The sequence below is a fragment of the Bacillota bacterium genome (assembly GCA_013178415.1).
GTDB lineage: Bacteria > Bacillota > SHA-98 > Ch115 > Ch115 > Ch115.
On record JABLXA010000001.1, the window covers coordinates 203,617 to 216,308 of the forward strand.

At 48.4% G+C, this 12,692-nt stretch carries 10 protein-coding genes; 8 read left to right on the top strand and 2 right to left on the bottom strand.

Going from position 1 to position 12,692, the window contains the following annotated elements; all coding sequences use genetic code 11:
• Positions 1–6: 6 nt before the first annotated feature.
• Positions 7–846 carry a MurR/RpiR family transcriptional regulator gene (locus HPY52_00995; GenBank protein ID NPV78841.1) on the bottom strand — a complete coding sequence of 280 codons (840 nt, stop codon included), beginning with the start codon at positions 844–846 and terminating at the stop codon, positions 7–9.
• Between the two features lie 191 nt (positions 847–1,037).
• Positions 1,038–1,229, bottom strand: coding sequence for a hypothetical protein (locus HPY52_01000; protein ID NPV78842.1), 192 nt, complete (start codon positions 1,227–1,229; stop codon positions 1,038–1,040).
• A 387-nt stretch (positions 1,230–1,616) separates the two neighbouring features.
• Between HPY52_01000 and HPY52_01005 the strand changes: the two genes are divergently transcribed.
• From HPY52_01005 to HPY52_01040, 8 genes are all read left to right on the top strand, one after another.
• On the top strand, positions 1,617–2,405 hold the full coding sequence (locus HPY52_01005) for an SIS domain-containing protein (GenBank protein NPV78843.1): 789 nt from the start codon (positions 1,617–1,619) through the stop codon (positions 2,403–2,405).
• A 99-nt stretch (positions 2,406–2,504) separates the two neighbouring features.
• Positions 2,505–3,671, top strand: coding sequence for a DegT/DnrJ/EryC1/StrS family aminotransferase (locus HPY52_01010; GenBank protein NPV78844.1), 1,167 nt, complete (start codon positions 2,505–2,507; stop codon positions 3,669–3,671).
• 543 nt (positions 3,672–4,214) lie between these two features.
• Entirely contained in the window at positions 4,215–6,101 is a 1,887-nt protein-coding gene (locus HPY52_01015; protein ID NPV78845.1) for an ABC transporter substrate-binding protein, read from the top strand.
• A gap of 113 nt (positions 6,102–6,214) precedes the next feature.
• On the top strand, positions 6,215–7,588 hold the full coding sequence (locus HPY52_01020) for a hypothetical protein (GenBank protein NPV78846.1): 1,374 nt from the start codon (positions 6,215–6,217) through the stop codon (positions 7,586–7,588).
• 43 nt (positions 7,589–7,631) lie between these two features.
• Complete coding sequence (locus HPY52_01025) at positions 7,632–8,900, top strand: hypothetical protein (GenBank protein NPV78847.1); 1,269 nt, start codon at positions 7,632–7,634, stop codon at positions 8,898–8,900.
• Between the two features lie 99 nt (positions 8,901–8,999).
• Positions 9,000–10,199 (top strand): DegT/DnrJ/EryC1/StrS family aminotransferase, encoded by a 1,200-nt coding sequence (locus tag HPY52_01030; GenBank protein NPV78848.1) that lies wholly within the window; start codon positions 9,000–9,002, stop codon positions 10,197–10,199.
• 152 nt (positions 10,200–10,351) lie between these two features.
• Positions 10,352–11,095: a peptidase M55 gene (locus HPY52_01035; GenBank protein ID NPV78849.1), complete on the top strand. Its 744-nt coding sequence runs from the start codon at positions 10,352–10,354 to the stop codon at positions 11,093–11,095.
• A 171-nt stretch (positions 11,096–11,266) separates the two neighbouring features.
• Positions 11,267–12,544, top strand: coding sequence for a Glu/Leu/Phe/Val dehydrogenase (locus tag HPY52_01040; protein NPV78850.1), 1,278 nt, complete (start codon positions 11,267–11,269; stop codon positions 12,542–12,544).
• Positions 12,545–12,692: the final 148 nt, after the last annotated feature.

The window sequence follows — 12,692 nt, forward strand, 5'->3', positions numbered from 1 at the left end:
CCGCCCCTATATTTTCTGAGATTTCACCGTTTCACCGGTTTTTTCTAGGAAGCTGAATGAAGTCTCGCGACGATATAGCGCTAGACCAACGAATAGGGCGTCAATGACTACAAGCTGGGCGATAAGAGAGGACGCGGCTCCACTCCCGAAAGGGGTCTCCTTGGAGGATGTCAACAGCATGATGTCCGAGTATTTGGCGAGGGGAGAACGCTCGTAATTGGTTATAGATATGGTGGTCGCCCCTTTTTCTTTTGCGGCCCTGATAAGGTTTATCACCTCTTTTGTGGCCCCGCTGTGGGAAATGCTTATTACAAGGCTATTTTGGTCGAGAAGTGCCGTTGAGATGAGCTGCAGATGAGGATCCTGGTATGATAAAACTGGGATGCCGAGCCTCAATAGCTTGTAACCTAAATATTGAACCGCCAGATTCGAGGTCCCCACCCCATTTAGGAGAATCTGTTTTGCGTTGGAAATACCCTGAATGGCCCTCTCTAATCTGCCGAAATCCATGATAGAGAGTGTATCAGCCGCGGCCTGACTGTCTGCTCTTAATGCCTTAGTTACCGCCTCTGGCAGGCTGTCATTGGGAGTAATTTCTTCATAGAGATCGCTGGTCGGGGTAAGTAGATTTCTTGCCATCTCTATCTTCAATTCCTGATAGCCTGACAGACCAAGCAAGCGAGCAAAACGAATGATGGTTGCTTCACTCACGTTACATCTGTCTGCGCACTCGGAGACAGAAAGGTAGATTACCTTGTCCGCGTGTTTTAGTAGAAAATCTGCCACCTTCTTTTCGGAAGGCCGGAGTGATTCATAGACGGTCTGTATCCTACTCTGAACATTCATGGAACTAGGTTTAACCTGCTTTTGCGGTTGCATTCGCATCGACTCCAAAGGGATAATTTTCATGGCAATTATACGTATGTTGGCCATTGGGATCATATTGGCTCATTTCAGGGTCTGGACCGCCTAGAACTAAAAGATTCCTCGCTCTGCGACTATATCAACTAAGAGATTAGCATACTCATAGGACTCCATCAATCCCCTAACCGGCGTTCCCCCTTTATAAATTCCATCTCTTTTTTGATCTTGAGCTCCAATTCCCCTAATTGCCAATTCCACTCTTTGGATGCGTAACCCTCTGCCCGTGACACATGTTGGCTCAAACGAAGCTTATCCCAGTAGCGGAGGATCTCCTCCACTGATGTGCCGGAAACTCCGCTCTGCATACTTGAGGGACTGATACGATTCCTTTATCTTCTCTGAATTCATCTTCTCCCTTAAGGATTGCCGGCCTGAGCCGCGCCAGCTCCTTTCGGGCTGGAGACCTGCGGAAATCGTCATATATCAACAGTCGGGGTTGAATTCGTTAAAAGTTCAGCATAGTCATTGAGGCCCATCAAACCTAAAATCGGCCGTCTAAGACGTTTTCTGGCTCATATATGTAGATCATATGCGAAATATTATCTGTCATGTAGTAATACTTCATAAATGATACTTGATATCATGTAGAAAATATGATGAAATATCACTGGTGAAGCGTATTCTCTCCAACTGTCTATCAGTATGGCCACCTGAGCGCGAATCGCAGACTTATCTTCAAGGAGAATGAATCCATGGATACAATAGACTCCTTTGACATTTGTAGCGTCGACGGTTGCAAGGGTTTCGAGATCGGCAGAGAGTATCTCACTAATATCGTGGACTTAATGTCCAGAATTTGCTCCACGCAAGAGCAAAAGATGGAAAAAGCGGCAGTAGCGATTGCAGACTCGATGGCTCATAATGGCCTTCTTCATGTATTTGGGACTGGACATTCCCACATGCTTGCCGAGGAGGTATTTTATCGCGCTGGGGGCTTCGCCAATGTCAATGCAATTCTTGAGACAGGTCTCATGTTTAATGACGGCGCCGCCAAGAGCACTGCTCTCGAACGTGTCCAGGGGTATGCCTCCATTATACTTAACGATTATGATGTTTCCCCGGGTGATGTAATTATCATTGCTTCTAATTCTGGCATAAATCCGGTACCGGTTGAAATGGCGATGGAAGCGAAAAAACGGGGGCTGTTTACAATTGCCATCACTTCCCTGCAGCATTCGAACTCTATGGATTCGCGTCACCCAAGTAACAAGAAACTCTATGAAGTGGTCGATCTATACATTGACAACTGCTGTGGCACTGGGGATGCCAGTGTTGCGATAAAGGATTTGCCATATCCAGTTGGGCCTACATCAACGGTGGCGGGAATCCTGATACTTAACAGCATTATGTGTCAGGTCGCGCAAAGGCTTGTAAGGAAAGGTATCATACCTCCAATATATGTTAGTAGCAACATCAATAATGGAGATAGGGTTGACTCTGAATTGGTAAAAAGGTTTAAGGGTAAGATAAGGCATCTATAGGTTCGGAGTTTTTGCCGGGCTAAAATAGAAAGACGAGCTATATATCATGTGCGGATCAATTTGTTACGGGACATGATTAATCTCTGGAGGTGTCTCAATATGAATATAGGCAGCGATGTCAGATCCTCTCCTGGTATACCCGAAAGTCTTTACATTGGGCCTGTTTTGGATGACGAGGAAATAACCGAAGTTGAACGGGTCCTGAGGTCCGGCAGAATCACGCAGCTATCAAGTGATGAGGTTGAAAGGTTTGAGAAGTCGTTTGCCTCCTATGTGGGAGCCAAAGAAGCCATAGCAGTGAATTCCGGGACTGCTGCAATACATACAGCGCTTGCCTCTTATGATATAGGTCCGGGAGATGAAGTGATTGTGCCTGCATTTACCTTTATTGGGACTGTCGGACCTGTTCTGCAGCAGGGGGCAACTCCAGTATTCGCAGACATAGATCTGGATACCTTCTGTCTTTCTCCCGAGGATATTGATCGTAAAATAACCACTAGAACTAAGGCAATTATACCTGTAGATCTATTTGGACATCCTGCGGATTTAGACGCAATCAGGAAATTGGCCGATGAACATGATCTCCTAGTGATCGAGGATGCTTGCCAATCTCACGGAGCTGAGTATAAAGGTCGTAAGCTTGGCAGCATCTCTCACGCCACATGTTTTAGTTTCCAGGAATCCAAAAACATGACCACCGGTGAAGGTGGCATGATCACCACTGATGACACGGATTTTGCCAGCGTGTGCCGTAGGGTTCGCCATCAAGGAGAGAGGAGCTGGCATGTAATTGAGCGTCTCGGGTGGAACTATAGAATGACTGCTCTTCAGGCCGCAATTGGTATTGTTCAGCTTCGTAGACTAGAGAAATTCAATGAAGCAAGGCGAAGAAATGCTGCTATATATACAGAGGAACTGTGGAGGCTAGACCTTCGCCTTCCCTCAGAGAAGCCTTATGCCGAGAGTGTTTATCATGTTTACACATTTATCCTGCCTGCTGGGATGGCCCCGAAACGGGATGAGATCGTAGAGGCTCTTACTAGAGAGAGGGTGCCGGCCATGGTTGCTTATCCAAGTCCACTATACAGTAGTCCCCTATTTAGCAAATACTCCGGGCCGCACAACTGCCCAGTTACGGAGGATGTGAGTAGGAGGGTGATAACACTAGCTACGTCCCAATCGATCATGCCGGGAATAGCGAGGGAGATAGCAAAGACTACCCGCAAGGTACTCGAAATGTATGGTGTTGGATCCTCCGCAGAATAACTCTTCTATCAGGTATGTCCCGATGAGCGATCCCGTCAGTCGCATGTAGGGGTTGCCTGGATTACTGTAGCATACGAGGTATCTGATTTTGGATTTCCTAACATAAAATTCGATGGCATGCTTTCCAAAAAATATAATGGTTCTATAAGTTAGAAGGGGGGATGCAGGATAGAGTAGGAGGTGGTGAAAAGAGCTACGGTACATATTTCCGTTGCAATGACTTAGGCTTTGTCCCAGTGTGACGGAGACGGAGATGAAAGTATCATTAGTGAGGAGGTAGCGATTTATGCGGAAAAGCGGCCATCTGGCTCGTCTGGTTACGCGTTGGGCGCACGCGACAATCTTTGTGATTGAGCCAAGATGATTTGGGATTGCGCCTGCGCCATGCTGCAGAAAGGGGGTGAAGGCGAATCTTGGAGGTAGGTTCTCGGGCAAAGCCATGAGGTAAGGGGAATAAGGCTCTAGAATGGATTTGACGCTGGAATGTCCTGGATGCCTTGGGTCTAAGAAAGGATTTACCGGTGAATAGGAGGTATAGAAATAATGAGAAGCCTACGCGGTCAGATCCTATTAGTTCTATGTGCCGTCCTGCTGTTGGTAGTATCATCAATTTGCATTGCTCAAAAAAGGTATAATGAGGCGCCAATGCTTGCAGAACTCGTGAAACAGGGGAAGCTTCCACGTATTGATCAGAGGTTGCCGGAGGAGCCGTTGACTGTCAAGCCGATAGAGGAGGTCGGAAAGTACGGAGGAACGTTGAGAAGGGCAATTAGGGGACCCGCCAATTCATATAGTTGGATCGTAACATCCAGCGATTATTTGGTGAGATGGCAGTATAGCAATGACAAGCTCAAGGTAGTCCCGAATGTAGCCAAGAAGTGGGATATCTCCACAGACGGGAGAGTCTACACGTTCTATCTGAGGAAAGGAATGAAGTGGTCTGACGGAGAACCCTTTACTGCGGATGATGTCTTATTCTGGTACAATGACATACTTCTTAACAAAGAGCTTACTCCTTCATTTCCTACTTGGCTTACTGTAGGGGGGAAACCGGGAAAAGTAGAGAAGGTAAATGATTATACAGTGCGATTTGTTTTTGAGCAACCTTACGGGATCTTCCTTGAGTTCCTGGCATATGACGGAGAAACTTTTGCGCCAAAGCACTACTTGAAGCAATTTCATCCTAAATATACCCCAAAGGACAAACTTGATAAGTTGGCCAAAGAAGCCAAATTTGAGTCTTGGTATCAATTATTTGCCAGAAAAAACAATAGATTTCAAAACCCCGAACTCCCTGTAATAACTGCCTGGAAGGTGACAGTGCCACTACCTGCTACGAGAATGGTTGCGGAGAGGAATCCCTATTACTGGAAAGTTGATCCTGAAGGGAACCAGCTTCCTTATATCGATAGAGTTACCTATGATGACATATCAGATCTAGAAGTTCTCACAATGAGGGCGCTAAATGGCGATTTCGACATGTTGGATTTCGAGCAAGCTAGCTTCCAGAATTATCCTATCTATATGGAGAATAGGGACAAAGGCAATTATAGGGTATTGAGATGGATAGGAGCAGGCATACCATGTATCTATGTCAACCAAAATGTGAAGGATCCCATCCTGCGGAAACTTTTCTGCGATCGTAGATTCAGGATGGCGCTTTCGCTGGCCATAAACAGAGATGAGATGAACTCCTTGTTCTTCAATGGGATGGCGAGAATTGCGCAACCCGTTGGTGGACCTGGGGATCCGTTCTTTAAGGATGAGTTTGGCAAGACAGCCATTGAATACGATACGAAAGAGGCTAATAGACTCCTAGACGATTTGGGACTAACAAGGAGGGATGCTCAGGGATATAGACTTCGTCCGGACGGTAAGCCTCTCAGTCTCACAATAGAGACCTGGGAATTCGGGGCAAATGTCGCTGATCAATTCCATATGGTTGCTAATTACTGGAAGGATATTGGGATCAAAGCTACCGTTACGGTCCTAGAACGATCACTGTGGTATACGCGTGCGCCTGCCGGGGACATGGAGCTTCCGGGGTACAGCTGCGCACTTGTTAACTGGGTATTAGACTACGGGCTATGGTATGTTCCGACTTTAGGTTCGACTTACTGGGCGCCATTATATGGAATCTGGTACGCTACAGGGGGCAAAGGCGGGGAAGAGCCTACCGGCGACTTGCGTAGGCTGCAGATCCTCTATGATCAGCTGAAAGTTACCATAGATAAAGCAAAGCAACACGAAATAGGCCAGGAGATCCTTAGTATACATGACAAGAATCTCTATATAATTGGTCTTTGCCAGGCTCCATTCAGACCAATGATCGTGAAGAATAACTTGAGGAATTTCATCGAAAAGGCCCCTGCTGATTGGCGTAATAAAGGCGACCTTATAACTTGGCCAGAGCAATTGTTCTTTAAGTAAACTACACACATATTCTATCAAGTATCTTGAGAAGTAACGATCTGCCAGGGACAGCATCCGCATAATTGTTTTGTCCCTGGCAGATCGTTAGGAGACCTAAAGGGGGGTATGGGATGTTTAATGTTGGTGCTGCAAGCGTTTGTATCACGCCTCCGATAGGAGGTTTGCTTTCCGGTTATGCCGCACGGAAAGATGTGTCCATCGGGGTACACGATGACCTATTTGCGCGGTGTCTAGTTGTGGGGGATGGCCATACTGAGGTCGCCATAATAACATGTGACCTGATAGGTCTGGACAAGGAAATAGTTGCTGAGGTAAGGGAGAGAGTGACAAAGCAGACTGGGCTCCCCACGAGCAATCTGATGATCTGCTGCACGCACACGCACTCCGGCCCTGACGGACTACGAAAGGGCATCACAGGATTTGATGCAAGCCTGAGAGAAATAACCATTCGGAAACTCGCAAGTCTTGTCAATCTTGCAAGATCTCAGTGCGAACCATGTAAAATGAAGATAGGTTTCATGGACGTCCATACCTTGAGCCAAAACCGAAGAGACCCAGATTGGGGTATACTGCCGCGTCTCACTGTATTGATTGCGGAAAATGAGTCAGGAGATATCAAGGCTATTCTCATCAATTTTGCGTGTCATGGCACGGTACTAGGTTCTAAAAACCTCTATATTTCCGCGGATTATCCCGGTGCAGTAGTGGGAGTAATTCAGGCTGTCATGGGAGAAAATGTCACAGTGCTTTTCACTAATGGCGCTTGCGCTGACATAAACCCTGCCAGGAGAACTCCAAGCTTCAAGGAGATTGAAAGATTTGGTCTCGTGCTTGGGGGAGAGGTGTTGAGGCTGGCGGGAGATCTTCTAGCCCTTGGAGACAGAGTTGCGGCAGACAATATTAGGTGGGGTGAAGCAATAGAAAAGAAGATAGACGCAGGTCATCTTATAAAAGATGGGAAGCTTTGGGTAGGCTCAAGGCATGTTCAATTAAAATTAAAAGAGCCGCTATCTTCTGATGAAGACTACAAGCACAAATTGCAGGAGCTCAGGAAGGAATTGGAGGCTCTCAAGGCATGCGGTGCTTCTTTAGATAAGATAAGAGAACAAATGGCCAAGATCACAGCACTAGAAGCGGAGTCTTACTTTGCTCCTCGTGTGAGGAATCTACGTGAGTCCGGGGAGGAGTATCTGAGCTGCGAACTGCAAGTTATCGGATTTGACGATGAGACTGCAATAATTGGCCTTCCCGGAGAGATCGCTCATGATATAGGGAAGGAGCTTATAAACCACGGGGGATTCTCTTATCTCACCATTTGTGGGTATAGTAATGACTATGCCGGGTACATAGTGACCGACCGAACTTACTTGGAGGGTGGCTATGAAGCAGGAGCCACTCCATTTGCTCCGGGAACTGAAGATGCATTTGTAAAGGCCGCGTTGGATCTGCTTGGTGATTGCAGGAAGAGAGAGGGAAATGGCTAGGAAAATACTTGAACCGCTTTTGTGCTGGAGGTGGTGAGGGGAGATGCAAACTGGATTTAGCAAGGTAGATATCACGCCCAAACCCGGCGTGGAGTTATCCGGCTATGGATATTTTCTGGGAAGAACAGCCCGGCGAGTTCTTGATCCTCTTTTTGCCAGAGCCGTTTCATTTAGACATAATGGGAAGACGATTCTTCTCATAGATTGCGATCTAGTGGGGCTTGACGCGAAGACTGTGCAGACGGTAAAAGACAGTCTGAAGGGGGAATATGGGTTAGAAAGCAAGGATATCATGTTGCTTTCGATTCATACCCATTCCGGCCCGGCTGTGGCAACTCTTTCAGGTTGTGGTGAGGTGGATGCGGAGTATGTCAGCGGGCTAGCAGAAAAGTTCATCCTGGCGGCCAAGGAAGCTTTACAGAGCATGAAGAGAGTGGAAGGTGTCAGCCATTTTGTGCAGGATTTTGAAGGGATAGGCTACAACAGGGTCCTCGGCGATGATGGCCCCGTCGACGCCAGGATAAGGGGGATCATCTTTGAGCGAGAGGGTGCCCGTCCACTTGTATTGATAAACTATGCCTGTCACCCGGTAGTTCTCGGAAGGAATGAAGAGATCTCCGCTGACTATCCGGGTCAAGTGGTGGCAGCCATGGATGATATGGGGTATGAGGCGGTCTTTTTGAATGGTTTCTGCGGGGATATTGACCCGGCCATAAACAGGATTTCCTGGGGATCCGGGACGGCTGAGACCATTAAGGAATACGGGAAGAAGATAGCTGATGCCGCCCTTGAGGGTATAAGGAACTCGTCGCCCCTTACTGATCTCACCCTAGATGCCATGGAAATTGCTGTAGAGCTTCCGCTTCAGATTCCTGACCGGGATGCCATTTTAGAGGAAATGAAAGAGGCCGAGGCTATTCAGACGGAAAATCCCGGCTACGCACGGATTATACAAGAGTGGAATTCAAAGTTACTCTCCGAGATACAGGCTGGGACGCTGCCGAAAACAGAGTGTGAGGTCGTACACTTGTTCCGGATAGGCGATGTCCTACTGGTCGGGTTCCCTGGGGAAGCCTTTACACGCCTTGGGCTTATGATCAAGGAGGCATTTCCTGATCGGAATATCATGACACTCGGAAATGCCAATGTGGTCATGAGATATATTCCTACAGCCGATGATATTCAAAGGCGGGGTTATGCTGGCTATGCCTCATGCAGGATCTATAGTCGGCTGCCCCTCGAGCCAGGGGCGGGCGAGAAACTCGCCGAAACCGCCATTGCAGGGATAAGGGGGTTCATTCACGAAATATGAGGATGACGTTAGAGTCTAGGAAATCCGGGCCATGATGCGCAGGCTTGAGATGCTGCGGCAGAAATACTATAAGGAAAACATCGAGGGGGTTGGGTTCGTATGGCATCTTTGGCTATCAAAGGTGGAACTCCTGTAAGAACAAAGCCGTTTACAAAATGGCCGATATTCGGAAAGGCTGATGAGGACGCCCTTATAGAGGTAGTGAGAAGCGGCGCCTGGGGCTGGGTGAGTGGTGGAAAGAAAAATGGGGAACTGGAGGAGAAATTCGCCCGCTATCATGACGCGAAATATGGAGTCACATGTGTCAATGGGACCGCTGCTCTTGAGATCGCGCTGAAAGCGATGGGGGTAGGGGAGGGCGATGAAGTGATAACTACAGCCTACACCTTTATCGCTACAGCAAGCGCTGCGGTCCTGGTGGGGGCCACTCCGAGATTCGTTGACATTGATCCTGATACTTACAATATAGACCCCACGAAGATAGAAGAAGCTATAACTCCAAAGACAAAGGCCATCATTCCAGTACATATTGGAGGATGCCCCGCCAACATGGATGGAGTTCTTGAAGTCGCCAGGAAGCATAACCTGATGGTCCTGGAGGATGCGGCCCAGGCTGTAGGTGCAGAGTGGAAAGGGCAAAAGGTAGGCTCCATCGGCAATATGGGAACCTTCAGTTTCCAGGCATCAAAGAATCTCAATTCAGGTGAAGGCGGCATAATCATTACCAATGATAAGAAGCTCGCGGATATGGCCTGGTCTTTGATGAATGTGGGGAGGGTGAAAGAAGGCGGGTGGTATGATCATCCAATACTTGGATGGAACTACCGTCTAACAGAGTTCCAGGCAGCGCTGGTACTCTCCCAGATGGAGAGGCTTGAGGAGCAGATGAAGGCACGTGAAGAGAATGCGGCCTATCTTTCAGAGGGATTGAAGAGGATAGGGGGAGTGGAACCGCTGGTACCTGATGAAGGAGTGACCAGGCATGCATATCATCTTTATATCTTCCGGTATCGTAGCGAAGAGTTTGGCGACCTGCCGCGTGAGAATTTCCTCAAAGCCCTGCACGCGGAAGGCATACCAGTAAGCCCCGGATATGTGCCGCTGTATAAGTTCCCCGCTCTGATCGACTCGAGGAAAGACGCCGGTTATGACAAAGTCTTCTTGCCCGCCACCGAGAGGGCGTGTAATGAAGAAGGGGTATGGATCCCGCAGAGTGTGCTCCTGGGGTCTAAGGAAGATATGGATGACATAATTGAGGCGGTAGAAAAGGTCAAGGCTAATATAGGCGAGGCTAGATAGAATCGATCTGGCTGAATGAAATTCGTTTTGGCGATCGTGGGGTGCCGATTCTTGCATCTCACGATCTTGGGCGTCTGAAGTAAAGTTCAGAAAGGGGGAGCGCCATTTTTCTGCCGATTGGGACTGTCAATAGCCTTTATGGCGCGGTTTCTATGAAAGTATATATATTGTCTGATCTTGAAGGTACAGCTGGTATAATCAATTTCGATGACTACGGCGAGCCAGGGGCCCGGTATTATGAGCTGGCGAAGAGCCTTGTCACAGCTGAGGTGAATGCAGCGGTCGAGGGGGCGCTTGATGCTGGCGCTGATGAGATACTGGTTCTTGACGGGCATGGTCATGGCGCCATAAATCCATTGGAACTCCATCCATCTGCCAAGCTTCTTGCGGGGAGGCCAATGACCTATCCATTTGGGCTGGATGCATCCTTTGACGCGATGGTGATTGTGGGACAGCATTCCAAGGCGGGCACGCCAGGGGGGCATCTGGCCCATACAGGTAGTTTCGATGTCAAGGAGTACACCATAAATGGCATTTCCGTGGGAGAACTCGGGGTAAACATGCTCTTTGCCGGTTACTTCGGTGTTCCGACTGTGATGGTCTCAGGAGATGATGCCGTTTGTAATGAGGCGCTAGCGCTTGTGCCTGGCATCGAGGTTGCCGCGGTGAAGAAAGGATTGAATTGGGGGGCGGCCATTCATCTTCATCCCCATAAAGCCCGAGAGCTTATCCGCGAGAAGGCGCGCCTGGGTATTCAACGTTGCCGGGAGTTACCTATCTATAAAATCAACCCCCCATATGAGCGTAGGATCGAATACTATGGCACTATGGATAGACCTGTGCGGGTGAGCGTTAATAGGTCCGATGACCTGCTTAAGCTGTTGCGAGGGGAATAAATTCTCCCTATGCATGATGTGGCCATATGAATTTCGTGAAAAAGACTCGCATCATGTAAGAAGGAAATTCTGATGGTATGTCGAACAGATTAATTAGTCACATTAAGTTGAACGTTTAAATGAGGGGATTGCCCGAGGTAACTCATGAAGAGCTCATCGAGGAGGGGTTATATGGATAAGGTCATTCCTGTCGCTGAACCAGTAACTAGATCGGTGGCTTACATTGTTGAAGGGGGCAGACATCTCGGCCTTCGAGAAGAGGAGATCAAAGCAATAATCAATCCTCAGGAGGTCAGGGTATTTAGGCTTTCGTGCAAGATACTGGGTAAGACGGTGACTTTCTCGGGCGTCCTATGTCTTCATAATGATGCTCGAGGGCCATATAAGGGAGGCATTCGCATAGCCCCGGACGTGGACATGTGGGAGACGATAGAGCTTGGAAGGCTCATGACTCTCAAGACTGCGGTATCTGACATAGAATTCGGGGGCGGGAAGACGGGGGTAAGGGTCGATTGGGAATACCTTTACAGGCTCTATGACCGGAAACCGCGGGACAAGGAATTCGAGAAGATAGTCGCGCTTGATATTGTGGAGTATTATGCTCAAGCTTATCGGGATCTCTTCAGTAAACATATCTATATCCCAGCCCCTGATATGGGGACAGGGCCTGAGGAGATGGCATTCATCTACAATGAGACTCTGGACCCGGCGTCGGTGACGGGAAAACCTGAAGGCACCCATGGCTGGCTTCCGGGGAGGAAAGAAAGCACGGGATATGGGTGTGCCTATATAACCAGGGAGTGTGTCAGGCGCATTTCTCGTAAGGAGATCTCGGGCACGAGCGTCGCAATTCAGGGTTTCGGAAATGTGGGGAGCCACGTGGCCAAATTCCTCTATGAATCTGGTGCAAAGGTCGTCGGCATAAGCGATATTCAGGGTGGGGTCTTTGATGAAGATGGCCTCAATATAGAGAAACTGGCTGAATACGCGAGAAAAGTTGGCACCGTGGTTGGGTTTGGCGGGAAATCTATTACCAATGCTGAGCTTCTGAGTCTACCCGTGGACGTATTGATCCCAGCTGCTGCGGGCCATGTGATAGGAACAAAGGAAGCCGGAAAGGTGCAGGCAGGGATTATAGTAGAGGCTGCAAATGCTCCCATAACGCTGGAAGGCATGGAGGTCTTGAGGAAGAGAAAGATCCCTGTGGTTCCCGATATTATAGCTAATTCAGGCGGGGTTGTGGCCTCTATGGAGGAATACTCCAGGTCCTTGAGCGCGCTTAAAATGAGGAAAGAAGAGGTATTCAAGGTGCTCGAGGAAAAGCTCGGCCAGGCTCTTGAAGAGTCGTGGGCCATCTCGGAGAATGAGGGAGTTGATCTTTGCCAAGCTGCGGTAGAGCTCGCCGTGACAAGGGTGTACCAGGCTATGAAGAATAGGCGGTATATCTAGCCAGCGGGTTTGGTATCTCGCAGGATTTCATGTTATCAATAGTGCCTCGAGGGCAGGATTTACGAGGGGGTGAGAAATGATCTATGGGATTCCTTGCTAGCAGGAGCTAATCTAGATCGTTCATGGTGGAACATAGGGTTAGGATCAT

Coding starts and splice junctions, on each gene's coding strand:
- HPY52_01010 (NPV78844.1), top strand. CDS start 2,505: ATGAATATAGGCAGCGATGTCAGATCCTCTCCTGGTATACCCGAAAGT.
- HPY52_01025 (NPV78847.1), top strand. CDS start 7,632: ATGCAAACTGGATTTAGCAAGGTAGATATCACGCCCAAACCCGGCGTG.
- HPY52_01000 (NPV78842.1), bottom strand. CDS start 1,229: ATGCAGAGCGGAGTTTCCGGCACATCAGTGGAGGAGATCCTCCGCTAC.
- HPY52_01035 (NPV78849.1), top strand. CDS start 10,352: ATGAAAGTATATATATTGTCTGATCTTGAAGGTACAGCTGGTATAATC.
- HPY52_01020 (NPV78846.1), top strand. CDS start 6,215: ATGTTTAATGTTGGTGCTGCAAGCGTTTGTATCACGCCTCCGATAGGA.
- HPY52_01015 (NPV78845.1), top strand. CDS start 4,215: ATGAGAAGCCTACGCGGTCAGATCCTATTAGTTCTATGTGCCGTCCTG.
- HPY52_00995 (NPV78841.1), bottom strand. CDS start 846: ATGAATGTTCAGAGTAGGATACAGACCGTCTATGAATCACTCCGGCCT.
- HPY52_01040 (NPV78850.1), top strand. CDS start 11,267: ATGGATAAGGTCATTCCTGTCGCTGAACCAGTAACTAGATCGGTGGCT.
- HPY52_01005 (NPV78843.1), top strand. CDS start 1,617: ATGGATACAATAGACTCCTTTGACATTTGTAGCGTCGACGGTTGCAAG.
- HPY52_01030 (NPV78848.1), top strand. CDS start 9,000: ATGGCATCTTTGGCTATCAAAGGTGGAACTCCTGTAAGAACAAAGCCG.